Origin of the sequence: Streptomyces silaceus, assembly GCF_001419745.1 — a bacterium.
Classification (GTDB): domain Bacteria; phylum Actinomycetota; class Actinomycetes; order Streptomycetales; family Streptomycetaceae; genus Streptomyces; species Streptomyces silaceus.
Window position 1 is genome coordinate 1 of the sequence record NZ_LIRJ01000106.1, and the last position, 24,332, is coordinate 24,332.

Consider the following 24,332-nt stretch of genomic DNA (forward strand, 5'->3'; position numbering starts at 1 on the left):
AGCCCGCCCAGGCCCCGACCGCCGCCCCGAAGCGGCGCAGGACCGGGCTTGTCGCCGCCCTCGCCGTCGTGGGGGTGCTCGCCGTGGGCGGCGGGTCGATCGCCGCGTATCAGTTGATGGGCGACAGCAGCGACAGCAAGAACGGCAAGAGCGGCAAGGACGGCGGCGGCAGCGACGCGGGTGCCTCGCCGGGCGCGAACGCGGACGGGCAGAAGGGCTCGGATCCGGAGTCGGGGGCGAGCTCGGGGTCCGACTCCGCCAACGCCCCGAAGAACGAGGCCGGTTGGGTCGTCAGTACGCGGAACAAGGGCATCGTCCTGCGCGCCCCGAAGTTCACGCCCAACTCCGAGGACGCCGGCATGGACTCCGTCTGTCGGCCCTCCGACGTCACCAAGCTCGACCTGGAGGACGTCACGGTCTCCACGAACAACGAGTACCTGCCGAGGACCGGCGCCCGCATCACGTACGCCGACTGCGCCGAGCCCCTGAGCACCAACGGCATCCGCCTCGCCGACGAGAGCGGGGACTGGGGCACGACCAAGGAGCGCAGGCCGACCCCCAGCGCCTGCCGCGCCGCCGCGCAGAAGGCGGACCTGCCCAACCCGGTCCCGCTGAGCCGGATCAAGAACGACTCGCTGCTCAAGGAAGGCACCGGCGTCTGCGTCGCCTCCGAGGACGGCGCCGTGACGCATCTGTGGATCACCAAGGTCAACAAGGAGCCCGCGACCAACGACAGCCTGCGCACCTACGTGATGACGGCGACCCAGTGGAAGGGTGAGTGAGGCCGCCGCGACGCCGTCGGACCGGCCCGGCCCGCGCCGGGCTCAGCCGACCTCGTTCTCCGCGGCCGCACGCCCCTTCACGGTGACGTCCCCGCCGTAGAACATGCCCGTGAACACGGGGCTGTAGGTCATCTGGACCTCGACCTCGACCTGCTGCGCGTTCGCCGTCACGCAGTGCGTGTTCGCCACGTCGGAGGCGATCAGGCCGGCCTCCTCGACGAAGGCACGGACCCGCGCGCCGCAGTTCTGGTAGTTGATCGGGGCGCCCTTGGCACCCTCGTAGATGCCCTCCGTGTCGAGATCCTGCGCCGCGTAGCGCGCGGCCTGCTCCGCGATGTCGGCGGCCCGCTCCCGCTTGGAGATGGACAGGCCGCCGTCGATCACGAACGCGGACAGCGTGAGGAAGACGATCGCGAAGATGATCACGGCACCGGCGCCCGAGCCCCGGTCGTCGAGGCGCTCGCGGCGGGACGCGATCCAGTCGCGTACGACGACTTCACGGGAAGGACGCTTCACGCCGACCTCCGGTACGGGTCCAGCGGGGAGCTGAAGCTGGCCTCCAGCGTCGTGGGGATGTCCAGGCCGAGCATCGCGAGTCCCCTGACCTCGCAGCTGACTTCGACGGTGAAGAAGGGGTCGACGTCGGGGTCGAAGCCGTCGCTCTTCTGGACGACGGAGACCGGGCCCGAGCAGACGTCCGCGAGGTCCGCCCGCGCCGCCTTCCTCGCCTCGGCCATCGCCGTCCCGTGCTCCTTCTGGATCGAGCCCGCGCGTGCCGCGTCCCGGGCCGCGCCGTCGATGGCCCCCCGGCCGTCGACGAGCTGGCCGAAGGCGACCAGGACCAGGATGAAGAGGATCATCACGGGGGCGAGGATGACGACCTCGACCGTCGACAGTCCGCGGTCGTCCCGCGGCTCCCTGCCGGCACCGCACCGGCGGCGGACTCCGCTCGGCACCCGTCTGCGGGCCTCGGCCTCCACGTCGCCTACGTTCCGCATCAGCCGCCCTCTTCCACGAACCGCTCCACCGGCCCCGACGACTCCGCGTGCACCGTCAGGTCGAGTCCGGGGAAGACCGTGGGCACCCGGGCCGTGATCTCCACCCCGACGGTGTTCTGCTCCGGCTGGATGGTCTTCACGTTCGGGCCGAGCACCAGCTTCGGGCCGAGCTGACGGATGTAGGCGTCGGCGACGTCGCCCGCCTCGCCCCGCCAGCCGCCGGGGTTCTCGTCCGCCGTGGCACGGGCCTTGCGCGCGCCCGCCTGGGCCGCGGCCTGGGCCACGTGGTCCGCGAAGAAGTACAGCGCGAACTGCACCGTCGCGAAGATCATGAAGAAGAGCACCGGAGTGAGCAGCACGAACTCGATCGCGGTCATGCCGGATTCGCCGCGGGCGGAGGCGGCCTCCACCCTGCGGCGCACGAATCCACGCATTCTCCGCACCCGAACCCCCGTCGCCCTTCCGATGTCCTCAGCTGCCGGTCAGCGGCGGCCCGTCGGCGGCCGCCGGTCGTCAGTTCTCCGTCGTCCCGCGGATCAGCAGGTGCTGCCGGCGTCGGCGCCCTTGATGCAGTCGCTGACCTTGTCGGCGCCGCCCTTGAGAGCTGCGTTGATGACCGCCGCCACCACGCCCACGATCGCCACGACGACCGCCGAGATGATGACCCACTCGACCGCGGACGCGCCGCGGTCCAGCTCGCCGGAGCGGGCGCGCTGCACGCGGCCCTGCAGGAAGGTGATCATGAAGTCCAGACCGGGGATACCGGTGCTGAAGTTACGTCCGTTCATTCCGTCCATGATGAGGTGTCCTCTCAGATTCGGTGGGGGGAAAAGCGCCGGCCCCCGTTGTCGCCGGCGCCCCGTCGTCGTGGGATCGCTGCCGCTAGACCTGGAACACGCGCATCGCCGCCGGAAAGATCAGGAAGACGAGGAACCCCGCGCACAGCAGCAGCTGTGCCACCAGCATCGACTGGGACTTCTCGCCCGCACTGCCCTCGATCTCGGCCAGTTCGCGGTGCCGCATCGTCTCCGCGCGGGAGGCCAGCGACTCGCGCACCTTCGCGCCGTCGTCCGCCACCAGCGCCAGAGACGCCGACAGGTCCTTCAGCTCTTCGACGCCCAGTTCCTCGCCGAGCGAGCCGAGGGCCTGCCACTGGCTGACGCCGGTGATGCGGGCGTCGGCCAGAGCGCTTCGGATACGTTGCGTCGCCCATCCGTCGGAGACTTCCGCCGCCGCCATGAGCGCCTCGGGGAGGCCACGGCCGCCCGCGAGGCTCATCGACACCAGGTCCAGATAGGCGCCGATGACACGGCGCAGGTCGCGCCGCTTGTCTGCCGCGTCCCTGCGTACTTCCAGGTCCGGCAGGAAGAAGAAGAGCGCGCCGAACATCAGCGCGAGCCACACCGGGATGATCGGGCTGCTGCCGAAGCCCAGCGTCCAGATGACGGCGAAGAGGAACGGGCCGAAGAACACGCCGACCGCGGCCAGCAGCACCTTCGTCGCCAGGAACTTCTCCCAGCTGCGGTCGAGGACCGCGAGGTCGGCCCGCAACGACCGCTGTTCCCAGCCCTGCTGGAGGTAGAACTCCGCGACCCGCCGGCCCACGCGCGAACGCATCGTGCCGAACCGCCCGGGGCTCTCCGCGTCCGCCGTCGCCCGCTGCGACTCGTACGCCGCGCCGCGCGCCCGCATCGCGTCGATGCGGGCCACCGTGGCGACCGCGCTGCGCTTGGACGGCATCAGGGCACGGACGAGGGCGAAGATGCCGAGGCCCAGCACCGCGCCGATCACTATCGGCATCGTCAGGCTCATCGACGTACCCCCTCGGAGGAGTTGGTGTAGCCCGGGACCTGCTGGGTCGCGCCCGGCCGGCCGAACTGCGGCGCCTGGTCCTGGCCGACGGCCGCCTGCTCACCGCCGGCGCCGCGCGGGCGCACGAACTGCACGCCCGGCTCGTCCTTGATGAGGAAGCGGTCCGGCGTCTCCACCGTCGACAGCTTGCGCAGCCACCAGAAGCCCAGCGCGAACAGCGCGCAGACCATGGCGAGCACGACCTGGCCGACCGCCGTGCCGTACGGCGCGACGAACTCGCGGTTGAAGACGGACAGGCCGAGGACGAACGCGACGGAGACCGCGACGACGATCTGCACCGAGCGGCGGGTCGACGCGCGCTGCGCCATGACGCGCTGGCGCATGTCGACCTCCTCGCGCGCCGACTTGGCGAGCGCGCCGAGGACCTGGCGCAGGCCGGGGCCGCGCAGCTTGGCGTTGAGGATCAGGGCCGCGACGATGATGTCCGCCGAGGCGTCGTCGATCTCGTCGGCGAGGACCTGCAGCGCCTCGGGCAGCGGCGTGCGCGCCCGCAGCCGGTCCACCAGGGCGTCCAGGTGGGGGCGGAGCACCGGGGCGGCGGCACGGGCGGAGGCCGGGATGGCCTGCTCCAGGCCGACGGCGCCCGCGATGGTGTCGCGGAGGGATTCCGTCCAGGCGGCCAGCGCCTCGACGCGGCGCATCTGCGCGCGCTCCTCCGCCGCGCCGCCGAAGAGCTTGTCCCAGAAGAAGACGAGGATGCCGGCCGCGAGGCCCGCGACCGCCCACCGGGTCAGGAGCAGGACGACCAGGCCCACGCCGATCGCCGCCGAGCCGCGCCGGCCGACGAAGCGGATCAGTTCGCTCGCGCGCTCGCTCGCCTTGTGCTTCTCGTGCGCGGCCTTGGCGGGCAGGCCGCGGATCGCGAGCGCGAGCAGCGCGATACCGCCGCCCGCGGCGACGCCGCAGCCCAGCGCGTACAGGACGGGCAGCGAGAACAGGCCGCCCATGGAGCCCAGTGAGTTCATGTCGTGCTCACCCCCATTGCCCGGCGGGGCGGTAGCCGAACGCGGCCAGCTCGTCCATGCAGGCGATCGGCGCGTGCGCGACGACACGGCCGTCGGGCGCCTCCGCGAAGACCTCGCTGGACAGTACGCGGCCGTCGACGCCGTTGACCTCGCGGACCGAGGTCACCATGCGCTGGAGCTTGCCGCCGGACTGGTAGTTGTTGCGTCGCTGGATGAAGACGACGAAGTTCACGGCGCCCGCGACGAGCATCTGGCTCGCCTCGATGGGCAGCCGCTCGGAGGCCTGCAACGCGTACGTCGAGATGCGGTTGAAGACCTCGCTGGAGCTGTTGGCGTGGATCGTGGAGAGCGAGCCGTCGTTGCCCTGCGACATCGCGTTCAGCATCGTCACGATCTCGTCGCCGAGCACCTCACCGACGATGACGCGGGAGGGGTTCATACGCAGGGAACGACGGACCAGCTCCGCCATCGAGATCTCGCCCTGGCCCTCGGAGTTGGGCAGGCGCTCCTCGAAGGCGACGACGTTCGGGTGGAGGTCGGAGAAGGTGTCGAGGCCGAGCTCCAGGGCGCGCTCGACGGTCACCAGGCGCTCGTGCGGCGGGATCTCGTTGGCCAGCGCGCGCAGGAGCGTGGTCTTTCCGGCGTTCGTCGCGCCCGCGATCATGATGTTCTTGCGGGCGCGGACCGCGCAGGCCAGGAAGTGGCCGATCTCCGGGGTGAGCGTGCCGTTGCCGACGAGGTCGGACATGAAGACCTTGCCCATGCGGGCGCGGCGGATGGAGAGCGCGGGACGCCGCGTGACGTCCATGACCGCCGACAGACGCGAGCCGTCGGGCAGCCGCAGGTCGAGCTGCGGGTTCGCCGAGTCGAAGGGGCGCGAGGACAGACCGGAGTAGGCACCGAGCACCTGGATGAGCTCGACGAGCTCCTCGTCGGTCTCGGCGACCGGGTCGGCCTTGGTCTCGCGGCCGTCGGCGTACCCGACGAAGACCTGGTCGCAGCCGTTGATGTCGATGTTCTCGACCTCGGGGTCGTCGAGCAGCGGCTGCAGCCGTCCGACGCCGAAGAGCGCGGCGTGCACGGCGGCCGCGTACTGCTCCTCGGTCTCCGCGTCGAGCGGGGTGCGCCCGGCGTTGATCTCCGCGCGCGCGTACTCCTCCAGGATCTGCGCGATGACGGCGCGGGCGTAGTGCCGCTCGTCCTCACCCGACATCGGGGTGACGCCGGAGACCTGGTCGAGGCGGCGCTGCTCGGCGATGCGGTCACCGGCGTCCTGCCGGAACCGCTTGACCAGCTGGTGGTCGACGGGCGTGCTCATCGGCCCGCCCCGGGCTGCTGCTGGGCGACCGGGTTGGTCCAGGCGGCGCCGTACTGCTGGTAGAGGTCGACGGTGACCTTGCGGGCCGACCGGATCAGGAGGGACTTGTCGAGCCGCCCGCGCCTGCGGCCGGCCAACTGGTCGGCGCCCGCCGGGTCGTCGGCGAGCGTGCCCACGACACGGGCGCCGGTCTGCGCGGCCGCCAGCATCTCGTTGACCTGGTGGACGAGCTTGGACGAGGTGGAGGGGTCGGCGATCAGGAGGACGCCGATGAGCGGCTGGGCGAGCGTGGCGGCGCCGCGCGGCCCGCCGTGCAGCTTGGCGGCGAGGGCGGCGGCACGGTCGCGCACGCGCGCGAGCGCCTCCGGCTCGGTGCGCGAGACGAGCAGCACGAGCGCGGCCTGCGGGAACAGTTCGACGGCCGGGGTGTCACCGCTGATGCGTCCGCAGTCGGCGATGACGTCGGCGGGCGCGTGCGGGGAGTCGGCGAGCTGCGAGAAGGCACGGCCGAGGGTGGGCCACAGCCCGGCGAGCCCGGCGGCCTGCTCGGCGACGCCGAGCCCGACGAGGACCTCAAGGCCGCCGCTCAACGGCTGGACGTGGTCCCAGAGTTGGTCGGGCACGAGGCCGCGGCGGGCGGTCGCCGCTATCGACAGCATGCCCGTGTTGGGGTTGAGCGGTCCGCCGTGCGCGGCGGCACTGCGGTAGACCAGGTCGCCGCCCGCGGGGTCGGTCTCGGCCACCAGCACGCGGCGCGGCCAGACGGCGGCGAGCGCGACGGCGGCGGTGGTGACGCCGGGAGACCCCTTGTCGGCGGCGAGAGCGATGAGCGCCATGTCTCTTCTACTCGCCTCTAGTTGCCGGAATCGGAGACACGCGCGACGACGACCTTGCCCTCGGACGCCGCGCTCGCCAGAGCCGCGACCTCCTCCTGCGGGACAAGGAGGGTGATGCTCAGGTTGCCGGTGCTCACGGTGGCGTCGCTCTTGGCGGCGATGGTGTTCACCTTGGCGGAGGCGACCAGGGGCGTACCGGAGGTGCCGTTGCTGCCGCTGGAGCCCTTGCCGGTGGAGGTACCGGAGACGACCGGGAAGGCGGAGACGGTGTCGCCGGCCTTCAGGTCGGAGGGGTACTGGCCCTCCTTGAGGGAGAGTCCGACGGAGGCCTTGCCCGCGGGCAGACCACTCTTGGCACCGAACATCTCGCCGACGGCGACGACGCCGCCGGGGATGGTGTTCTTGGCCTTGAGCTTGGTGAGGGCGGCGCGCTGCTCCCACTTCACGTAGTGGATCGAGGTGTCCTCGGCGACCATCACGGAGGAGATGTTCTCGCCTTCGACGGGCGACTCCCCCGCCGGGATCTCCTTCGTCACCTTCACGACCTCGACGCGGTCACCGGCGCGCAGCACGAGCACGGTGGCGCCGAGCGCGCCGACGAGGATGAGGAGAACGGCCAGCGCGGCCAGTGCCGGTTTGCGCTCGCGAGGCGGCGCGGGAAGACGCTCACCGACTCCGGGCTGAGCCGGCGCGGCAGAACGGTTGTTGCCCGCCCCCGTACGCTCCTGGATCTTCACGCAACTGCTCCCCGCACACCCAAGAAGATTCGGTCAATTTCCGTCATCCATGACACTCGCGATCATCTGTGACGCTCGCGACTTCTCTCGCTCGCGCGACTTCCCCCGCTCGCCCCGGGCGGGCTATTCAGCCCCGGGGCCAGTGTCAAGTCATCGCACCGTATCAGCAGCACATAAGCCCCTCAAGGCGCGTTAAAGATCGCGAAGCTCACAGCCACCATCGTTATCCACGCGCAATCCGCGCGCTCTGGTTCCACCCGGTTCCACGGTCGTTCCTGGGTCACAGGAGTTCACGCGCGTGTGCGTACGCGAAGATTGACGCTTTGCACAACCGGGGGCGCGGGGCCCGGTGACGGAGCCCGCACGAACCTCACACACAGCCCTCGCCGGGCCGCACCATGATCGACCAGCGACAAGGGGGACGCCGGAGGGGGTACGGCCGGTTCCCGGCTGCTACACCTCGGGGCGGGGGTGGACCGAAGAGATTCGGCCGCGTTTCGGGCATCGGCACGGGATGCCTGCGAGTTCTCCGCAGGATCCACGCAACTCCGCGGGGGCGGAGGCGAGGACCGGACGAGGGCCAGGCGAGGACCCGGCGAGGGCGGGGCGGGGTCGGAGCGAGGCGGATTGGGCGATATCCACGAGTTGCGGCAATTACGATCGATGCCGGAACTGTCGTCACTCGTACGAGAGTTGCCGCGCCGGAAGACCGAAGGTCCCCGGCGGGGGGCGCCGACAAGGACATCGAGCAACCCCACCACGCAGTGAACCCGCACCCCCCATTCCCCCTCTCACATTCCGCGCGAGGATTCAGCGGGGAATGACGGAGAGCCGAATTGGTTGAACACCAGACCAATTCACGGCCCGACCACCGGAGTTGCTCTCTCACCGCCCCATTGGTCCGGACCTTTCGCGCGCACGGCGCGACGCAGCGAGAAGGCGGAGGGAAATCAGACTCCGTCCGCATCAAGTAGCGCGCCGGGTACCGCAATTCCTGTCGTACGAAAGAGAACCAACCCCCCATGAGAACTTCCGCACGCAAGAACAAGACGTCCGCGTCCAAGTCCGTGACCAGGTCCTCGGCCAGGTCCGTGGCCGCGGGGCTCGCCGCGACCGGCGCCGCCCTGGCGATGGTCGCCACCTCCGCGCCCACCGCGCACGCGATCATCGGCGGCACCGAAGTCTCCAACGACACCTACCCGTTCATGACGGCGCTCCTCGAGAAGGGCCCCGGCAGCGCGCGTGACCGCCAGTTCTGCGGCGGCAGCCTGGTCACGCCGGACACCATCGCGACGGCGGCGCACTGCCTGGTCGACGAGGCGGGCAAGCCGGTCAAGCCGAAGACGCTGCAGGTCGCGGTGGGCCGCACGGTCCTCTCGTCCAAGCAGGGCCAGATACGGAACATCGCCAAGGGCGGCGTGGTCGTGCACCCGCGCTACCTCAAGGGCCAGGAGGCATACGACGTCGCGTTCCTCCAGTTGGAGAAGCCGGTACGCGGCATCTCCCCCGTGGCGCTGCCCACGCAGGGCACCGACGCGCTGATCCGCCCGGGCCAGAAGGCGACGGTCGCGGGCTGGGGCAACACGGACACGGAACTCCCCTACACCCCGGACCGCCTGCGCCAGGTGAAGGTCCCGATCCTCTCCCACGCGGAGTGCAGGACGAGCTACAAGGAGTACGACGCGAAGGTCAACTTCTGCGCCGGCGTGGAGACCAAGGACTCCTGCCAGGGCGACAGCGGCGGCCCGATCTTCCGCAAGGTCCCCGGCCGCGAAGCCCCGATCCTGGTGGGTGTCGTCTCCTACGGCGACGGCTGCGGCGCCCAGGGCGCCCCCGGCGTCTACACGTCCCTGAGCTCGGACAAGCTGTGGAAGACGCTGGGCGACTCGGCGTCGGCGAAGAAGGTGAAGAGGGCGCTGAACCGGCGTTGAGCCTGAATCGGCCGACGGGCCGACGGTGACGGTTCCGGGTCGGCGTGACGCTCACGCCGACCCGGGCCGCACGCCGCGGTCCAGGGCCGTACGCCGCCATACGCCCGAGGTCTCCCCGCTGATCCGCCGCGCCGGCGCGGGCCGGCGCCTGAAGCGCGGCGATGCCCACGGCGTGCGGCTGCCGCTCGTCACCGGCGGCCACCTGACAGACGCCACCACGCCATTCGGCACGCCACACCTGCCCGCGCCGGTTCTCCCACTCCACGAAGCCGCCGTCGGCGCCGTCCAGCAGGCCGAGTTCGCGCAACAGCGTGGCGAGCGGCGCGAATCCGCGCTCGTCCCCCTTGCTCCGGCTCTGCGTCCCCGGAAACCTTCGAGAACACCCAACTGCCGCTTCCCTGAGATGAATTCGGAACTACGATCTCGCGCGTACTCCAGAAGGGCCATGACGAGTTCCTGGTCGTAGGGACCACGCACGTTGATCTGAAGGAGGGGGCCACCGTCGGCGCTGCGCACCGCAGCGAAGGTGAACAGTGGATTCGGGGACCAGCGCCAGGCGGATATCGGCCCGGCGAGATCCGGGGTGTCGTTGGCATTCACATGCACAGCACGCTCTCCAGAGGCAAGGCGTCATTCGCCGGGCATCAGATGATGTCTGAAGTCACCTCGACTGCGGTGGGCGCGCGATTCCCCAGGGCACCGACCAGCGACTCCAGCGGAAGCGACCGCCACCAGGAAGAGAAGTCGCCCGGCTCTCCTCGGAACCACCATTCCTCGCAGTCCCCGAGAGGCTCGGCCTCCGAGGTCACCCGGTAGCGCACTTCGCAGGACACCTGCGCGTGACTCTCGTGCTCCCCGGAGGAGTCGAGGACCTCGAACTGCCGGGTCAGATTGACGACGAAGAGGGGCTCTCCGGCCAAGGAGTTGATCCCGTACTCGAACAGACACCCGTCGACATCAGGGCAGTCCGGCACGGAGAAGTCGATGAGGGCGAAATCCGAGAAAGCGTGCAGAGCGGCGACGAGCGGATCCTGCTGTCCGGCGGATTCCGCCGCAAGGAGGGCCCGGAGCCGGGCAGCGGCTTCCTCGACGGGGACCGTACGCACCATGTGACCTCATGCCCTTCGCGCCCACTCTGCTCTTGGTCCCCGCCCTGCCCTCCGTACCCCTAGTACCCCTCGTACTCCTCCTACTCCGCGAAGCGGAACGTAGAAGTCACCGCGTCGAAGATGTCGAAGAACGAGTCCGCGAGGTCGAGGATCTGGCTGCTGCCCGAGACCAGGGCGACCTTGCCCTGCTCACCCGGGAGCGGGATGAAGGTCTGCATCAGGACCACGCGCATCGTGCGGTCGTCGCCGGTCACGGTGACGTCCTCCACGCCGTACGTGCGGGCCGCGAGGCCCACGCCCGGGATGTCGACCGTCGTGACCTTGCGCCACGCGTCGCCCTCGCGCTTGGCCTCGCGCACGCCGAGCTGGGCGACGATGCGCTCGGGGTCCGTCGGCAGGACGTCGCCGTTCGGGGTGCGGGCGCCGACCAGGGAGACGGTGACCGAGCCCGTGATCGGCGTATCGCCGCCGAAGCTCTCCGCCATGCAGCCGCAGTACAGCGCCCCGGACTGCCACGCGTCCTTCGACGCCTTGCGCAGGAACGCCTCGAAGGTGTCGCGGTGCGGGGCCAGCTCCGGGCGGGCGCGGACCCGGTCGTTGAGCATCTGCCGGATGGCGGCGTCGCGCGACTCGGGACGCACGTCGAACTCCCACCACGTCTCCGGGACCTTGATGCTGAATCCGCCGCGCGCGATGGTCTGCGGTGCTGTGTAGCGGGCCATGGCTGGCACCCTCTCCGTCCCCCGGTGTGGCTGTTTCCCGGCCGCCAGCCTACGGGGCCGTTCCTGGACCACTCTCCGACCGCTCCCCCGGCTACTCCCCGGCGGCTCCGTCGATGCGCTCCCTGAGCAGATCGGCGTGGCCGTTGTGGCGGGCGTACTCCTCGATCATGTGCGTGAGGACGTAACGGAGCGAGTACGTGTCGTCGCGGAAGTCGACGGTGACGTCGAGGGAGTCCATGGCCTCCACGACGGCCCGGGAGCGGGCGCATTCGGCGTGCCAGACCTCGAAGGCCTCGTCGGGGTCGGCGTCGGCGACGTCGAAGTCGGCGTACTCGCCGGGGACCCGGCCCTGCCAATTGGCCCTGAGCGCCTCGCCGTTGAGCACGTTCCGGAACCAGCTGCGCTCGACTTCGGCGAGGTGCCGGACCAGGCCGAGCAACGACATGTACGAGGGCGGCACGGCCCGGTCCTTGAGCTGCTCGGCGGTCAGTCCCGCGCACTTCATCGCGAGGGTTTCGCGCTGGTACTGGAGGAAGGCGGTGAGCGAGACGCGTTCATCTGCTGCGGCGTGCGGGGGTTCGGTCCTGGGACGGGGGGCGGCCACGCGGGCAGGTATCTCGGGCATCGGGCCATCATGCCGAGCGAGTGGCGGGCCGTGCTCGGAATTTATGCGGGCATGGAAACCGGCGCCATTCGTCCGCTCCATGTACGAACTGGCCTAATTTGATCCGGGATATCGGACATCTACGCCCGGTGGGCGAGACATTCCCCGTTCGGCAAAGTTAGCCCTAGCGAAGCCATTGACCACTTCAGCACCTTCGGATGGCTTGTCGAACTGTCGCCCCCATCCGACCCATTGCCGTCTCGCTCACGGCGGCCGCAGCCCTCCTGCCGACGGCGTGTGGAGGCGGGGACGGTGGCGACGGTGGCTCCGGGAAGGACAAGATCGCCGGGGCCGATGAGGGCAGCGGCAAGAAGAGCGAGCCCCCGCACGCGGGGAAGAGCGAAGCCCCGGGGATCGACCGGCCGAATATGAAGCTCCCACGAAGAGACCGCGAGGATCTTCGCGGAACTGACCGAACTCGGCCTGGGCAGCGCCCCGGCCGCCCAGACCTGGAGGGACCTAGTGACCGTCGACCTCTCCTTCTTCCACTCTGAGACCTCTCAGCGGCTGCGCGCGGAGGGCCGCGCCGAGGACATCCTCCGCATCCTCGACCGCCGCGGCATCGAGGTCCCCGACCCCGCACGCGAGCGCGTCACCACCTGCACCGACCTCGACACGCTCGGCACATGGCTCGACCGCGCCCTCACCATCACCACCGCCGAGGAACTATTCACGGAGCCGACGGCCTGAGGGCCTGAAGGCCCGAAGGCACCCGGGTGCCACCGGCCACTCCGTCCCCTCGGCCAGTGGCGACATCTGCTGGCCTCAGCCGATCGGCCCCCAGTCACGCCGCGGCCGCTCCGGCTCCGCGGGGACCGGAGGCGTACGCCTCCGCCCCGACCGCGCATCACTCACCAGCCCGAACAGCAGCGCGACGAGGCCGCCGATCGCGGGCAGTCCAAGGAGCCCCGCGAACCCGATCGAGAACCACCCCTGGCTGTTGCCGCCACTCAGGTCGCGGATCCCGGTGACAGCGAGCGTCGTAACCAGGACGGCCCAAGGCAGCACCCACGGCCAGGGATTGGGCTCAGGAACCGGCTCCGCGCGGCGACCGTCGCAGTAGGCCGCGTACCAGTAACGAGCGCACCACCAGGCGACCGTGAACGTGGACAGCGCCCCGGCCGCGAGCCCGGCACGCGCCCAGGCACCGATGCCGTCGCCGAACGCAACGAAGGTCAGGACCGCCCCGACGAACGCCATGAAGAAGAACAGCGTCATGCCGACAACCAGACGGTGCCGACGGCTGCCGTCAAGGGCCCGAGGCGAGATGTACATGACGACACCCTAGGGGCGCTTCCCGCCGGCGCGACCATGGCACGGTGTTGCCCCGCACACAACCGCGTACCGCATGAACACCGCTTGGGCCGCGACAAGTGCCGTACAGATCACGCGAGTACCGTTTAACTTGCGACGGCCGCTCCCGGCTCGCACCCGGCCCCGATGCCACGTACAGCCACGGCGGCCGCCACGCGCACCCCAGGGAACCCCGGCATCTGGCAACCGCGTGACGTCCACGCTGGCGGCGGAGTCGAGAAGCACAACGGCACGGGACGTCAACTGCCCTTGCCCGCTCGTGTTCCTCACCTCACGCCCCAGCACACATATACTACTTGCCTAGTTTTGCCCGACTATTGCTCCTGGCGGAACCAGTAACCCCCCAGATAACGTCGAGCCGTTGGGGACACCCTCGCCCCAATGAGCTCAGGAACCACCAAGGAGCAGGCCCGTGGGCTTCAAGGGAATGGACGACGTCCAGGCACCCAAATTGGCGGCTGCCGTCGACGTCATGGGAGGAACTCTCACCATCCAAGGCGGCTTGATTAACGGAATTCTGGAGAAATGGAACGCCAAGGCCGAAGGAGTTTCCTCCTTCCCCAAGAAGGCGTCCTGGGCAACAGACGAAGCAAAGGACATCCGACGCCGTCTCGGAATCGCCAAGGACGACCCGGAAGCCGTCCTCACCTTCGCCAGTCTCGCGGGCGCCTTGGAGACCTGGAAGGAATTTCAAGAGGGAACGCTCAAAGACATCAAGACGCCTCTCAAAATCCTCAAGATTCCCACGGCCATAGAAGCCTCGATGCACCTCTACGCGCGATGGCAGCAGGGGCAGAACGTCGCGGGCGCGCGGGCTGTCTGGGAGCTCAACAAGTACTTCGGTTCGTCGGCCGACCGCATCAAGGCGAAGCGCGGCGAGCTCCTCAGAGAACTCCTCAAGGACCAGAAGATCCGCAACTGGTACAAGGAGCCCTGGAAGTGGCAGCAGGCGGTCCGACGCACTGCCATGCGCCTGAAGATTCCGTTCGCGGAAAAGCTTTTCAAGAACGCCCCGGGCGTAGGCAAGCTCGCGACTCGCGTCTTCCTGCCGCTAAGCGTCCTCCACGGCGTCAAGCAGATGTTCCTCCCGGATCACAAGGGCGCGTACGGCGTAGCCGACCGCGGCATGGGATTCCTAGAGGCGGGCGGCGCCGCTGCCGTCCTCGGCGGCGCAAGCGCCGCCACGGCGCTGGGCGCCTCGGCGACCGTGGCGGCCGCGGTGCCCGTCGTGGGCTGGGTCGCGCTCGGTGTGGCCGGTGCCTATTTCCTTGGAAGCTGGGGCTGGGACAAGTGGGGCGACGACATCAAGTCCGGCGCCAAACACGCCTGGAACGCCACCAAGGAGTGGGGCGGAAAAGTCAAGGACAAGGGCAAGGAAATCGTTGACGGCGCCAAGAGCGCGGTCACCAACCTAGTACCCAACGCCGTCAAGAAGTACAAATTCTGGTAACGAGCAGCGAGCATCGGAAAAACCATCATGCAAAGCAGCAACAAAACTCCTGGAATCGGCGCCAACATCGACGTCGACCTGGACATGGAGCTCCAGGAGTTCCGGGGCATTCTGGCCGAGGCGCTCGCCGAGGGTGGCACGCAGCCCCTCCTCCGTCTCACGGACGAGGAGATCGCGGTCCTCGACCCGGACTCGCTGACCGAATGCGTGGCACCGACTCCCCACATCGGTGAACTCTCTGCCCAGGAGCGGGAGTGGGCGTACGCCACCGCCCTGCGCTCCCTCGTCTCTCGCGAGGCCGTGGAGATCGCCAACATCGAGGAGCTCGACGCGGTCCTGCGCTCGGCGGAGTCGAACCCCGAGAGCGCGAACACCCCCTCTGGTGTGGACGCCGACATGCGCATCGCCCCCGAGGTCAGCCTCGCCCTGGCCCTGCGCCGAACTGCCTCCCGTGCGCTGGCGGTTGAGCAGCACACCTCCAGCGGCGCCACGCACATGCTGGTGTACGTGCACGGCGAGGACCTCTACCTGGTGGAGCGCGTCACCTCCGGCGGCTTGCACATGTTCACCCTGGCCGCCTCCGCCAAGGACGCGGCGGACATGGTGCTGCTGTTCGTCGACCCCTTCGAGGTCGCCGACAAGGACGGCCGCACCCTGCAGCTGACCCCGGAGCAGATCAGCACGGAGAACGTCGACACCGCTCTCTCCAAGGCCATCAACAACGCCCTGGTGGTCGGCCAGACGGTCCTGCTTTCCGATGCCCCGGGTCCGCTGCTGACCACGTATGCGACGGAACAGGCCCTGTGGACGGTGTACGTCGAGAAGCCCAACGCGCCCACCGGCATCCAGGCGCGTCCTGTCGGCAAGAACACCCTGCGCAAGATGATGACCAACCTGATCACTCAAGGCTGAGGAAGGCCGCACGATGTCACGTGAGAGCGATTGCCGTGAGGACGTACGCAAACTCAAGCAGTACGCGGATGAATTGGAGCGCTCCGTCGACAACGTCCAGACCCTGTGTGGCACAGACACCTGGAAGGGCCCCAAGAGCGAGCGCTTCCGCCATGAGTTCGCCGGCCACAAGAAGCAAATCAAGGATGCGGTCGCCAGCGCCCGCGCCGCGATAGACAAGGCTCTCAAGCGTGTGGAGCAGGAAGAGGAAGAGAAAAAGAAGTCCGGAGCCGGAAAGTAGACCGCACCATGGCCAACCGACAGCGCACCCCCACACAGTCCCGCAGGGTCACCGCTGCCTGTCTGGACGCCCTCCTGGCCCTCCTCTGCGGTCTCGCGGCCGGAGCCGCGGCGGGCGTCAAGGTGGTGGACGGAGTCGCTGAAATCCGCATGCAGTCCCCGACGGTGTGGGCCGCGGCCCTCGGCGCGGTGTTCGGGCTGTCCTTCCTCAATCACGTCCTGCTCACCTTTGCGACCCGCGCAAGCCTCGGAAAACTCCTCATGGGCGTACGGGTGGTCCGCACCTCCGACGGCGGCCGCCCCACTCTCCTCCGCCTGCTCGGCCGCTGGCTGTTCGGCTTCTACTGGATGGTGGTGTTCGTCCCCATCCACGTAGCCACGGACAGCGACGTGGAGCAGCAGGACGCGGTGGGGCTACGGATGGTGCGGCGGAGAGCGGCTCTTTCCTGACGCGAACTCCAGCAGTTCCTCAGCAATTCCGATCCGTCACGCCGACACCAGGCCGCGCGTAGCCCTCGGGAGTAACTGTGGCGATCAGCACTCAAGCCGGCAGCGTGAGGCTCGGCCTCGCCGCATGCACAGCGGCCCCAACGCCGTACGAGATCCCCATACTCGATGTCAATCAACTACCCGCCCCACCCCCGAGTCGGCAGCGCGATAGGCCGCAGCGGCTTCACTCATCTTCCGCCGCATCTCTGCGGTCTCCTCGTCCGTCACGTCATGCCCGAAGCGCTCCGCGAGCACCGCGCGCGTGCGGTCGGCGCGCTCCTGAATCTGCTCAGGGTTGAGCATCTGAGCAGCCAAGTCCTGCATCGGCGCACGGAGAGAGATCCCGCGCGCCTCTGCGACAGCAGCGAACTGGTCACGCACCTCGACGGGTACGCGGATCGTGACATCGGCTATGCGGAGAGCATCCGTCGCGCATGCACTCTTCGTCACGCGATCGGCGAGAATCACCTGTCGGTGACGTAAGAACCCATGCCGCGAGTGGTGGCGATGAGGCCTTCCTCGCGGAGGGCGACGGTGGCTTTGCAGACGGTGTCGCGGGCGGCACCGAACTCCCGCTCAAGCCGCGCTTCGGGGATCAGTCCGCGCACGGGGCACTCCCCTCTGGCGATCCGCCTACGGATCCCCTCACCGAAGACCGCTAGCCCTGGTCATCCGCTTGAGTCTCACCACACGGAGCCACGTACGTCCCTCGCTGTGGAACCGTGAAAACCAAGCCCTCTTCGACGAGTACGGCGATCGCCCTTCGGACCGTGGTCCGAGCCAGCCCGTACTGTTGCACGAGCTGGGACTCGCTGGAGATGGGCCTGTTGGGCAGCCAGTCCCCACGCTCGATCCGGGCCCGCAGAATGCCCGCGAGCTGACGGTAGGGCGTAACCGGCCCTTCGTGATCAATCTCAGCGTCCGGCTGGTAGTTCATGATCAGGAAGCTACTCGTACAGAGAAGCGCTCTGTCATTGAGATACGTCTCTATACGTAGCGATACAAGTCGAGCTAAGTTGGCCATGCAATACAGACCCCCGCGACCGCTGGAACCGGCCCGGGGGCATGGCCAACGCTGCAGAAGGAGCGTCGACATGCGTGACCTTATCGTCCGATTCCTGGAGTGGGCCCTCAGCGCCCAGACAACGCCAACTCGCGGCCGCCACCGACACGGTGCTGCAACCTCGACGACGCGGATCGCCCCTCCCCCGCCCCGCTTCACCGAACTCCTCGACGGCGGCACCCAACTCCTCGTACGCCCCTCCGCACTTGACCCAGAAGAACTGCGCCGCCAACGCGCACGCCGTCGCGCCCTGTACCTGGCCACGCTCGGCATCGACGTGGGCCCGGACCGCATCCACGGCGTACGGGTGGCCGCCCGGTGAACCCGCGCCCGCCGGTGCGGTGGTGCGCCCGCTGCCAGCGCACCACTGACGCCCCGGTCCTGATCCACGAAGTCCACGCGGCCACGGGCCCCGGCTTCAACGTCTACGCGTGCCCGACCTGCGCCACGCACTACCCACCGCCCACCGACGTACTGGAACTCCTCGACACCACACCCCGCCCCCGGCCTTCCCGGATGACGATCCGCGTCTACCGGGTCAGCGCCGAAGGCGCGGTGACCGAGGACCAAGGCGGGACCCACACCTGGACCGGCAGCAGCATCGACCCACCGCCAAGCACCTCGGCATGCCAGACGTGCACCTGCCCGAGGTGCCGCCCCGTATAGCACCGGCAAACCCACGCTGAACCCAACAACCCCGGCAGCCCCAAGGCCGCCGGGGTCTTCCCCCGCCACGTCCTTCGCGTCACGACACGGTGACAGTCGGCCGGGATGCGGCACCTTGTCCCGCTATCGACCCTGGCGGATCAACAACCCCACGGATAGCGTCGGCCCGTTGGAGACACCCCTCGCCCCACCGGGAGCCGACCGTGAACCGCCGCACCATGCCCGTCACCGCCGCGCTCGCCGCGACCGCAGCCCTGCTCCTGACGGGCTGCGGCAGCGGGGACGACGGCGAATCCGAGGACAAGATCACGGGCGCCGATCAGGGCGACGCGAAGTCGGCGTCCCCCAGCAAGTCCGCTGCCGACAGCGTCGACCGCCCGAAGATCACGCTGCCCAAGGACGACGTACTCGTCTTCGAGGGCAGCAAGACAGGCGACGCGAACAAAGACGCGGTGCTTGCCGACAACGCGGAACGGCTCCGTGCCGTCGATGCCGCGATCATCCAGAGTGACGCAAAGTACGCGCCGGTGTACTTCTACTCCACCGGCGACGCGGCCAAGACGGCAGCGGAGTCCATCCAGAGCTACGTCGACGACGACCTGTCGGTCACCGGGACGGTCCGCTACTTCGACCGCACGGTCGCGTTCCGCGAGGACGGATCAGCGCGCCTCACGTACTGCAGCGACGAGTCGAAGGGCTTCGCCAAGGAACGCAAGACCGGCAAGACGCTCAAGACCAAGGCCGACAAGAACTCGTACGTCTTCTACGACACACGCCTCGACCGCAACGCGAAGGGCGTGTGGCAGACCACCGCAGTGACATCCAACAGGGGGGCCGCGCAGTGCCAGCCATGACGACGACCACGGGAAGCGCAACCTGGCGACGGGCCGGGATCGTCGCCACCATCGCCTGCCTGGCACTCGCGCCGGCGGACGCCTTCGCCGCCCGCCCTGGTGACAAGGACGAGGGCAAGGTCGAGCAGTCCGGCGAGAAGAACAACGACGAGCTCGCCTCCGTCATCCGCTTCGACCTGTCCCACAACGGCACCGGCCCCTCCAGTGGCCCCATGACGGTCCAGTCCTCCAACTGGACGCCACCGCCGTGCTGGTACGAGCCCAAGTACACGCCGGAGCAGCTCAAAGCCGACCACATGAAGACGAAGAACCTCCCGCACGCCAGCGGGCTCGGGGAAGCGGTCGCCGCCTTCGAGAAGCACTACGTTGAGGGCCACCCCTACAAGAACTACAACATGGCCAAGAAGGGCAAGGGCATGTTCTGGGACCGCGCCGCCCTCCCCTACGAAGAAGGCGGCGACATCTTCGCCTGCAAGAAGCCGCCCTTCTGGGTCGACAACGGCGAGCCGCCGAACGTCGAGAACGCAGTCACGCCCGAGGTCTTGGCCGAACTCGCCTACGCGAAGATCAAGATCCCCGGCACCAAGGTCACCCTCGCCCCCGAGAACGTCACCAAGGTGAACCTCCACACCTGGGCCTGGCTCGACAAAGCGAAGTTCAAGCCCGTCTCGGTCACCGCCTCACTCAACGCGGGCGGCCAGAACATCGAGGCCACGACCACCGCGGAGCCCCAGTCCCTCAGGATCGAGCCAGGCACGGACGACGCGGAGACACACCCAGCCTCTGGGGACTGCACGATCAACAAGGACGGCAGCATCGGCTCCCCATACGTCCGGGGCAACGCGAAGAAGATCCCACCGTGCGGCGTGACCTACCTTCGCTCGTCGGGTAACGGAACGTACGAACTTAAGGCCACCATCACGTGGAAGGTCACCTGGAAGGGCACAGGCGTCCCCGGCGGCAAACTCCCCGACGGCACCTTCGGCACCACCCAGGACGTCACCGTCGAGGAAGTCCAGGCCATCAACCGCTGATCGGCTGACGTGGGCGGTCATGTCCCAACCGGGCAGCAGAACTACGCAGGGTGCGTAGCACGACCCATCCCTGATCTGGGAGCGGAGAAAGGCAGAGTCCCGTGAGCGGCTTTAGCTCTTGGTCCCGTAGACAGCGTCAGGCGATAGTGGGTGCCGGGGTGGTCCTTGCGGCTCTTGCCGGGATCATGGTCCATTACGCGACATCCGATGACAAGACTCCGCTGAACGTCGACTTCGTCCTGGGCGGCGGAACCGACGTCACTGGAAAGGGCGACCAGTTGGCGATTCAAGGGAACTTCCGTGGGCTCGCCGCCGCCCCTGATGGCACCATCTACTTGTTCACGCAGGAGGACGACAAGTCGGACAACGGAATGGTGATGTGGCGCAAGAAGAGCTCCGGTGCCGCTGAACGCATCAATATTTCCGGAATGAACGAGGTAACGGCGAACCAGGCAGCTGTTGCGCCCGATGGATCGGCGTATCTGGCGACCGCAAAGGGCTTGTGGAAGGTCAGTCCGGACGGCAAGGCGACAATAGCGGTTAAGGGCGACTGCAAGACCCCCGACCCGTTGGTTACCGCAGTGAAGAAGTTCTGCGCTCAGCAAATCACCGGGGTAGCCCTTGACGAAGACGGCTCTATCTACATCGGTGACCAGGTTGTCTGGGGGGACGTTGCCTCCTACGTACACAGGATCGACGGTGACTCAATCGAGCTGGTGGCAGGACGTGCGCCCAAGCGAGGCGAGTCCTACAAGCGCTCCAACCAAGCGGTGAAGAATGGCACCAATCCAGCGACAGGCACGAAAGCGAAGGACGTACTGGTTCCCGAGACGATCAACTCAGGCTGGCTTGCGTCTGGTAAAGACGGTATCTACTGGAGGACCGGTCCAGGGATCGTCAGGATCAACGACGACAGAACCCTGAGCCCGTTCGTGGCGTCAAAGGCACCTGACAAGATTGGCGAAGTGCAAAGTCCCTTCACCAGCGTTGGCCGAGCTCTTGATGCGAAGATTCCGCGCAGTGTCCAGGACCATGCGGGAGGCCTGGCCGCCATCCCTGGGCGAGGCGAGGTCTACTACGCCGATCCGAGCGAAACGGGGGTCACTCCTACCTTCGAAGGCGACTTCAGCTGGCATGGAGTCACGTCCGGCTCGCAGAAGAAGCTCCTGGAATCGTCCGCCTCCGGGAGTGTCGTCTATCGCGTCGCCGATGGGGAGCTGGCCCCGGTCATCGCGGGGGTACAAGCCTTGGCGACCTCGGACAACAGCCTGTACGTCGCCGTGGAGTCCGACGGCGGGGAAAGGAGCGGCCCGGAGGACTGGGAAACCGCAGTGCTCCGGGTCCGCCTTCCCAAGTGAAATGACAGTCGGTCGAGTGAACTGACGCCTTCTCCGAGTCAGTTCACTTGGCCGACCTGTCCAGCTTCCGCTCCTGCGCGTCCACGATCTCGCGCGGCACGGCCACGAACTTGTGCGCGAACTCGTCCTCGGCCGAAATGCTGGTCAGGCAGGCGCCGTCCTGCGTCACCACGTAGCGAACCTTTCTACCCATCTGATACTCCAGCGAGAAGTCCACGCCGTTGTCACCGAGGCTGGACTCGTTCGCCGTCACGCTGCCAATCTTCTTGGCCGGGCCGGAAAGGCTGGTGTCGAAACCTGAACCGCATGCGGTGATCGCCTTCTTCAGGTCCTTCACCGACTGCTCGGCGACCATCTCCGACGTAACACTCGAGAGCACGAGCCGGTAGGCCACAGTGGGCTTCCGTGAACCTTCTGGTGTCTTGACGATGCTTCGGCTCGCGAGCCGCTTGTCGTAAGCCGAGGCTTCGGGGTACATCACGTTGACGATGGGCTGGCAGGACTTCTTGGCGGCCCAGGCCGGGCCGCCGCTACCGCTGCCGACTGATGTTTCGCGAATCGTGTAGCCCGACACATCTCCCGGAGCCAGGGCGGCACTTGAGATTTCGGCCTGGGCCAGGGGTTTGGCACCCGCCGAGTCAGCCCCCTTGTCGTCGCCGCATGCCGCTGCGGTCACCAGCACCGTGGTCGTGCAGAAGGCCGCGGCAATCCGCTTCCCAGTAATTCCCCGGACAATGACCCGAGTCGTCATCACGTACACCTCAGTTCGTTCCAGCGGTTACAGCAGAATGCCTACGAGTCCTGTCCCGGATAGTCCCGCGCGTTCCGTCCAGTCGAGTACTCCGGCCAGATCGCGGCAACGACAGCGGGGTCCTGGAGCCACTTGCTGTAGGCCGTACGCTCAGCAGTGGACATGTCGGAGACATCCTTGATGTTGCCCTTCTTGTCCAGGAAGTTGCCGTCGCCTTTGGCGTAATCCTTGACGTCGCCCGTGTACTCCCGGGTCGTCTTCGGGCCCCCGTCCTTGCCGTCGGTCTCGATCGTGACGGGCTTGATTCTGTCGTGCTCACGGGCCGCGTCCGCGTTGTTCTGGTAGTCGGTCTGCCAGGAGAAGTCGGCCGTGTTCTCCTTGACGCCCTTGAAAGCCTCTTTGAGGCCCTTCGGGGCGTCGTTCTCGTCGACCTTCACGAGATCCTTGATCCAGCCAGTGGCGATCCCTTGGCCAAGGCCGTAAGCGACACCGATAGCCGCACCCTTAGCACCGGCGATGCCCGCTCCACCCGTAGCACCCATGGCCACGTCACCCGCTTTATCGATAACGCTCGCACGGAAGTTGTTGGTGTCCTGGACCCATTTATCAATGTCCCCCTCAAGCTCGGTGGACGCCGTCTTGAAGGTCTCCTGGTAGAACTCCTGCATCATGCCGCGCTTCATGGAATCGAAGGAACCGGCGTCCTTGTTGCTCTCGTGCGTAGAGTACGAGTGGTCGAGGGCCTGCTTGTCGTACGACTGAAAAAGGGCACTGATCGTGCCTGCAGCCTTGGGGTCACGTGCTGATTCCTCCATGAGAGATCGCCACAGACTTTCTGACGCCTCAAGGCCGGGGCGCCCTCTGTCCTGACCCTTGAGGTAGTCCTGGAGGTTCCACTTGGTGGTTTCCGCGTACTTTGCCTCACCCTTGGCCTTGACGTCGCTCCCCCAAAGGGAGTTGCCGGTCGGGGAGGTCACCCCATATTGAAGGTCCTTCCAGTACGCAGTGATAATGCCCGCGTATAGGGCCTGCGTACCGTCGATCGGATGCATGCCCTTGGTGTCTTTACCGTTCCGGTGCTGATAGTTGTCGAAGAGGATCCGCGCCGTGTTCTTCTCCGCCAAGGACGGGTTCCTTTCCTTGAGCGTCACCGTTCCGGCGTTGACCATTCCGAAGAATGCTTTGCCTCGATCTTTTGGCTCATCCACCTGCCATGGACCCGTGTGGTAGAACGACTTCTGCACGAAGTCGTAATTGTGGTCGACAAATTCGCCGGATGCGTCGGGGCTGTAGGAGATGGCATCGAACAGCTGCTGATAGTTATCCTTGCCCCACTCACCCTCCCCCATCCCTCCGTTACCGAAGAAGCGGAGCTCGTCCGTCTCGCCCTGCTTGCCCTTCTGGAAGACCCGGTCGCCGAAGGCGACAAGGAAGTCCTTGTCATGCGAACCACCTTTGAGGAACGGGGTCAGGCGGTCTGGCCTGAAGCCTTCAAACTTGTCCGACGACGCGTTGTCGAACCACTTGTTCCACGCCTGCTGTTTAACCTTGGCCGACTTACCCTCGAAGGCCACCTTGGTGAAGGTTCCAAAGGTTTCCGCGATGACTTGGCGATCCTTCACTCGTTGTTGCGGGTTATCCTTGTACTGATCATTGAAACGGTCGCCCATCTCATTGGACAACAGCAAAAGGTTCCGCGAACCAACTTCGCCATAGAACGACTTGATGTAGTCCGCGTCCGCCTTGTTAGCACGAAGATCGGCAAACATCTCCGGGGCGATGCCATCCCCGTTCTCGATCCTCTCCTTGAACTTCTCGCCCAGCTTCTTGCCATCGGCCTCTGACTTCTTCGTGGCACCGACCATGCTCTCCTTGATCTGCACCATGCCCTGGTAGCCGTGGCCGTACTTCTGATCCTCGGCGATGGAAAGATGGTGCCGGCGCCTGAGCATGGGGATTTCCTTCTCCGCCCAGCCGGCGATGGACATCAGCTCGGTCAGCGGCCCGGTACCGACGCCGTACCGTTCGAAACTCGACTTGATCCATGACGCGCTGGATTTGAGTCTCTCCTGATCCTTGTTGAGCGAGCTGATCGTCTTAGCCAGTTTCTCCGGGTCGATGCCGGAGAATCCGTCGCCGCCGCTACTGCCCATGATTTCTCCCCGTTCAGACTGACTCTTGCTCAGCTCATCAACGATCAGCGCCAGCAACGTCCGTGGCCGCAGCGG

28 protein-coding genes and 1 pseudogene are annotated in these 24,332 nt (G+C 67.4%); 11 read left to right on the plus strand and 18 right to left on the minus strand.

What is annotated here, in order from left to right; genetic code table 11:
- A pseudogene (locus tag AOK22_RS41400) lies at positions 1 to 782 on the plus strand (hypothetical protein); the annotation flags it as partial.
- 42 nt (positions 783 to 824) lie between these two features.
- Here the strand turns inward: AOK22_RS41400 and AOK22_RS12310 are convergent.
- From AOK22_RS12310 to AOK22_RS12350, 9 genes are all read right to left on the minus strand, one after another.
- Positions 825 to 1,298, minus strand: a complete 474-nt coding sequence (locus tag AOK22_RS12310; RefSeq protein ID WP_055698651.1) for a TadE/TadG family type IV pilus assembly protein — start codon at positions 1,296 to 1,298, stop codon at positions 825 to 827.
- Complete coding sequence (locus tag AOK22_RS12315) at positions 1,295 to 1,780, minus strand: TadE/TadG family type IV pilus assembly protein (protein ID WP_237773327.1); 486 nt, start codon at positions 1,778 to 1,780, stop codon at positions 1,295 to 1,297. Before AOK22_RS12315 ends, AOK22_RS12310 begins: the two co-directional genes overlap by 4 nt.
- The gene (locus AOK22_RS12320) at positions 1,780 to 2,214 is read right to left on the minus strand and encodes a TadE/TadG family type IV pilus assembly protein (protein WP_055698652.1); all 435 of its coding nucleotides are present in this window, start codon (positions 2,212 to 2,214) and stop codon (positions 1,780 to 1,782) included. The genes AOK22_RS12315 and AOK22_RS12320 overlap by 1 nt, the downstream gene beginning before the upstream one ends.
- A gap of 102 nt (positions 2,215 to 2,316) precedes the next feature.
- Entirely contained in the window at positions 2,317 to 2,568 is a 252-nt protein-coding gene (locus tag AOK22_RS12325) for a hypothetical protein (RefSeq protein WP_055698677.1), read from the minus strand.
- A gap of 94 nt (positions 2,569 to 2,662) precedes the next feature.
- Positions 2,663 to 3,592: a type II secretion system F family protein gene (locus AOK22_RS12330; RefSeq protein WP_055698653.1), complete on the minus strand. Its 930-nt coding sequence runs from the start codon at positions 3,590 to 3,592 to the stop codon at positions 2,663 to 2,665.
- Positions 3,589 to 4,617 (minus strand): type II secretion system F family protein, encoded by a 1,029-nt coding sequence (locus tag AOK22_RS12335; protein WP_055698654.1) that lies wholly within the window; start codon positions 4,615 to 4,617, stop codon positions 3,589 to 3,591. The genes AOK22_RS12330 and AOK22_RS12335 overlap by 4 nt, the downstream gene beginning before the upstream one ends.
- A gap of 7 nt (positions 4,618 to 4,624) precedes the next feature.
- On the minus strand, positions 4,625 to 5,935 hold the full coding sequence (locus AOK22_RS12340) for a TadA family conjugal transfer-associated ATPase (RefSeq protein WP_055698655.1): 1,311 nt from the start codon (positions 5,933 to 5,935) through the stop codon (positions 4,625 to 4,627).
- Complete coding sequence (locus AOK22_RS12345; RefSeq protein WP_055698656.1) at positions 5,932 to 6,771, minus strand: hypothetical protein; 840 nt, start codon at positions 6,769 to 6,771, stop codon at positions 5,932 to 5,934. Before AOK22_RS12345 ends, AOK22_RS12340 begins: the two co-directional genes overlap by 4 nt.
- Before the next feature lie 17 nt (positions 6,772 to 6,788).
- The gene (locus AOK22_RS12350) at positions 6,789 to 7,508 is read right to left on the minus strand and encodes a hypothetical protein (protein WP_055698657.1); all 720 of its coding nucleotides are present in this window, start codon (positions 7,506 to 7,508) and stop codon (positions 6,789 to 6,791) included.
- 1,022 nt (positions 7,509 to 8,530) lie between these two features.
- On the opposite strand from AOK22_RS12350, the gene AOK22_RS12355 reads away from it, so the two are divergent.
- The gene (locus AOK22_RS12355; protein WP_055698658.1) at positions 8,531 to 9,439 is read left to right on the plus strand and encodes a S1 family peptidase; all 909 of its coding nucleotides are present in this window, start codon (positions 8,531 to 8,533) and stop codon (positions 9,437 to 9,439) included.
- A gap of 644 nt (positions 9,440 to 10,083) precedes the next feature.
- Here AOK22_RS12355 and AOK22_RS12360 read toward each other — a convergent pair.
- The 3 genes from AOK22_RS12360 to AOK22_RS12370 form a co-directional block, all read right to left on the minus strand.
- Positions 10,084 to 10,548, minus strand: coding sequence for a hypothetical protein (locus AOK22_RS12360; RefSeq protein ID WP_055698659.1), 465 nt, complete (start codon positions 10,546 to 10,548; stop codon positions 10,084 to 10,086).
- Between the two features lie 80 nt (positions 10,549 to 10,628).
- Positions 10,629 to 11,270, minus strand: a complete 642-nt coding sequence (locus AOK22_RS12365; protein ID WP_055698660.1) for a hypothetical protein — start codon at positions 11,268 to 11,270, stop codon at positions 10,629 to 10,631.
- Positions 11,271 to 11,361: 91 nt separating this feature from the next.
- Positions 11,362 to 11,895 (minus strand): DinB family protein, encoded by a 534-nt coding sequence (locus tag AOK22_RS12370; protein ID WP_055698661.1) that lies wholly within the window; start codon positions 11,893 to 11,895, stop codon positions 11,362 to 11,364.
- 501 nt (positions 11,896 to 12,396) lie between these two features.
- Between AOK22_RS12370 and AOK22_RS12375 the strand changes: the two genes are divergently transcribed.
- Positions 12,397 to 12,624, plus strand: a complete 228-nt coding sequence (locus tag AOK22_RS12375) for a hypothetical protein (protein ID WP_055698662.1) — start codon at positions 12,397 to 12,399, stop codon at positions 12,622 to 12,624.
- A 75-nt stretch (positions 12,625 to 12,699) separates the two neighbouring features.
- Here the strand turns inward: AOK22_RS12375 and AOK22_RS12380 are convergent, their stop codons facing one another.
- Positions 12,700 to 13,152 carry a hypothetical protein gene (locus tag AOK22_RS12380; RefSeq protein ID WP_157872224.1) on the minus strand — a complete coding sequence of 151 codons (453 nt, stop codon included), beginning with the start codon at positions 13,150 to 13,152 and terminating at the stop codon, positions 12,700 to 12,702.
- Positions 13,153 to 13,660: 508 nt separating this feature from the next.
- Between AOK22_RS12380 and AOK22_RS12385 the strand changes: the two genes are divergently transcribed.
- Genes AOK22_RS12385 through AOK22_RS12400 form a run of 4 tightly spaced genes read left to right on the plus strand, consistent with a single transcriptional unit; the run spans position 13,661 to position 16,339 of the window.
- Positions 13,661 to 14,698, plus strand: a complete 1,038-nt coding sequence (locus AOK22_RS12385; protein WP_055698664.1) for a hypothetical protein — start codon at positions 13,661 to 13,663, stop codon at positions 14,696 to 14,698.
- Positions 14,699 to 14,725: 27 nt separating this feature from the next.
- Positions 14,726 to 15,610 (plus strand): hypothetical protein, encoded by an 885-nt coding sequence (locus AOK22_RS12390; RefSeq protein WP_055698665.1) that lies wholly within the window; start codon positions 14,726 to 14,728, stop codon positions 15,608 to 15,610.
- Positions 15,611 to 15,623: 13 nt separating this feature from the next.
- Positions 15,624 to 15,890 (plus strand): hypothetical protein, encoded by a 267-nt coding sequence (locus AOK22_RS12395; RefSeq protein WP_055698666.1) that lies wholly within the window; start codon positions 15,624 to 15,626, stop codon positions 15,888 to 15,890.
- Positions 15,891 to 15,898: 8 nt separating this feature from the next.
- Positions 15,899 to 16,339 (plus strand): RDD family protein, encoded by a 441-nt coding sequence (locus AOK22_RS12400; protein WP_055698667.1) that lies wholly within the window; start codon positions 15,899 to 15,901, stop codon positions 16,337 to 16,339.
- Between the two features lie 168 nt (positions 16,340 to 16,507).
- Here the strand turns inward: AOK22_RS12400 and AOK22_RS12405 are convergent, their stop codons facing one another.
- Genes AOK22_RS12405 through AOK22_RS43975 form a run of 3 tightly spaced genes read right to left on the minus strand, consistent with a single transcriptional unit; the run spans position 16,508 to position 17,474 of the window.
- Positions 16,508 to 16,846, minus strand: coding sequence for a hypothetical protein (locus AOK22_RS12405; RefSeq protein WP_237773328.1), 339 nt, complete (start codon positions 16,844 to 16,846; stop codon positions 16,508 to 16,510).
- A complete protein-coding gene (locus AOK22_RS39665; RefSeq protein ID WP_237773329.1) occupies positions 16,843 to 16,986 on the minus strand; it encodes a hypothetical protein in 144 nt (47 codons plus the stop codon). The genes AOK22_RS12405 and AOK22_RS39665 overlap by 4 nt, the downstream gene beginning before the upstream one ends.
- 50 nt (positions 16,987 to 17,036) lie before the next feature.
- Positions 17,037 to 17,474, minus strand: coding sequence for a GntR family transcriptional regulator (locus tag AOK22_RS43975; protein WP_425264020.1), 438 nt, complete (start codon positions 17,472 to 17,474; stop codon positions 17,037 to 17,039).
- Here AOK22_RS43975 and AOK22_RS42640 point away from each other — a divergent pair.
- The 4 genes from AOK22_RS42640 to AOK22_RS12425 all read left to right on the plus strand — a co-directional run bounded on the left by AOK22_RS42640 (position 17,473) and on the right by AOK22_RS12425 (position 21,353).
- Positions 17,473 to 17,763: a hypothetical protein gene (locus tag AOK22_RS42640; RefSeq protein WP_237773330.1), complete on the plus strand. Its 291-nt coding sequence runs from the start codon at positions 17,473 to 17,475 to the stop codon at positions 17,761 to 17,763. The two genes, AOK22_RS43975 and AOK22_RS42640, sit on opposite strands and share 2 nt — an antisense overlap.
- Before the next feature lie 547 nt (positions 17,764 to 18,310).
- Entirely contained in the window at positions 18,311 to 18,961 is a 651-nt protein-coding gene (locus AOK22_RS12415) for a hypothetical protein (RefSeq protein ID WP_055698669.1), read from the plus strand.
- Positions 18,958 to 19,995 (plus strand): hypothetical protein, encoded by a 1,038-nt coding sequence (locus AOK22_RS12420; protein WP_107101926.1) that lies wholly within the window; start codon positions 18,958 to 18,960, stop codon positions 19,993 to 19,995. Before AOK22_RS12415 ends, AOK22_RS12420 begins: the two co-directional genes overlap by 4 nt.
- Positions 19,996 to 20,141: 146 nt before the next feature.
- Positions 20,142 to 21,353: an NHL repeat-containing protein gene (locus AOK22_RS12425; RefSeq protein ID WP_141753806.1), complete on the plus strand. Its 1,212-nt coding sequence runs from the start codon at positions 20,142 to 20,144 to the stop codon at positions 21,351 to 21,353.
- Between the two features lie 43 nt (positions 21,354 to 21,396).
- Here the strand turns inward: AOK22_RS12425 and AOK22_RS12430 are convergent, their stop codons facing one another.
- The gene (locus AOK22_RS12430; RefSeq protein ID WP_141753807.1) at positions 21,397 to 22,104 is read right to left on the minus strand and encodes a hypothetical protein; all 708 of its coding nucleotides are present in this window, start codon (positions 22,102 to 22,104) and stop codon (positions 21,397 to 21,399) included.
- 41 nt (positions 22,105 to 22,145) lie between these two features.
- Positions 22,146 to 24,314 carry a hypothetical protein gene (locus tag AOK22_RS12435; protein ID WP_244164758.1) on the minus strand — a complete coding sequence of 723 codons (2,169 nt, stop codon included), beginning with the start codon at positions 24,312 to 24,314 and terminating at the stop codon, positions 22,146 to 22,148.
- Between the last annotated feature and the right edge of the window lie 18 nt (positions 24,315 to 24,332).

Bases quoted from the DNA above. Each gene is read 5' to 3' on its own strand.
- AOK22_RS12315 (WP_237773327.1), bottom strand. From the start codon at position 1,780: ATGCGGAACGTAGGCGACGTGGAGGCCGAGGCCCGCAGACGGGTGCCG.
- AOK22_RS12320 (WP_055698652.1), bottom strand. From the start codon at position 2,214: ATGCGTGGATTCGTGCGCCGCAGGGTGGAGGCCGCCTCCGCCCGCGGC.
- AOK22_RS12325 (WP_055698677.1), bottom strand. From the start codon at position 2,568: ATGAACGGACGTAACTTCAGCACCGGTATCCCCGGTCTGGACTTCATG.
- AOK22_RS12330 (WP_055698653.1), bottom strand. From the start codon at position 3,592: ATGAGCCTGACGATGCCGATAGTGATCGGCGCGGTGCTGGGCCTCGGC.
- AOK22_RS12335 (WP_055698654.1), bottom strand. From the start codon at position 4,617: ATGAACTCACTGGGCTCCATGGGCGGCCTGTTCTCGCTGCCCGTCCTG.
- AOK22_RS12340 (WP_055698655.1), bottom strand. From the start codon at position 5,935: ATGAGCACGCCCGTCGACCACCAGCTGGTCAAGCGGTTCCGGCAGGAC.
- AOK22_RS12345 (WP_055698656.1), bottom strand. From the start codon at position 6,771: ATGGCGCTCATCGCTCTCGCCGCCGACAAGGGGTCTCCCGGCGTCACC.
- AOK22_RS12355 (WP_055698658.1), top strand. From the start codon at position 8,531: ATGAGAACTTCCGCACGCAAGAACAAGACGTCCGCGTCCAAGTCCGTG.
- AOK22_RS12360 (WP_055698659.1), bottom strand. From the start codon at position 10,548: ATGGTGCGTACGGTCCCCGTCGAGGAAGCCGCTGCCCGGCTCCGGGCC.
- AOK22_RS12365 (WP_055698660.1), bottom strand. From the start codon at position 11,270: ATGGCCCGCTACACAGCACCGCAGACCATCGCGCGCGGCGGATTCAGC.
- AOK22_RS12370 (WP_055698661.1), bottom strand. From the start codon at position 11,895: ATGCCCGAGATACCTGCCCGCGTGGCCGCCCCCCGTCCCAGGACCGAA.
- AOK22_RS12380 (WP_157872224.1), bottom strand. From the start codon at position 13,152: ATGACGCTGTTCTTCTTCATGGCGTTCGTCGGGGCGGTCCTGACCTTC.
- AOK22_RS12390 (WP_055698665.1), top strand. From the start codon at position 14,726: ATGCAAAGCAGCAACAAAACTCCTGGAATCGGCGCCAACATCGACGTC.
- AOK22_RS12395 (WP_055698666.1), top strand. From the start codon at position 15,624: ATGTCACGTGAGAGCGATTGCCGTGAGGACGTACGCAAACTCAAGCAG.
- AOK22_RS12400 (WP_055698667.1), top strand. From the start codon at position 15,899: ATGGCCAACCGACAGCGCACCCCCACACAGTCCCGCAGGGTCACCGCT.
- AOK22_RS42640 (WP_237773330.1), top strand. From the start codon at position 17,473: ATGCGTGACCTTATCGTCCGATTCCTGGAGTGGGCCCTCAGCGCCCAG.
- AOK22_RS43975 (WP_425264020.1), bottom strand. From the start codon at position 17,474: ATGTCGACGCTCCTTCTGCAGCGTTGGCCATGCCCCCGGGCCGGTTCC.
- AOK22_RS12420 (WP_107101926.1), top strand. From the start codon at position 18,958: ATGACGACGACCACGGGAAGCGCAACCTGGCGACGGGCCGGGATCGTC.
- AOK22_RS12430 (WP_141753807.1), bottom strand. From the start codon at position 22,104: ATGACGACTCGGGTCATTGTCCGGGGAATTACTGGGAAGCGGATTGCC.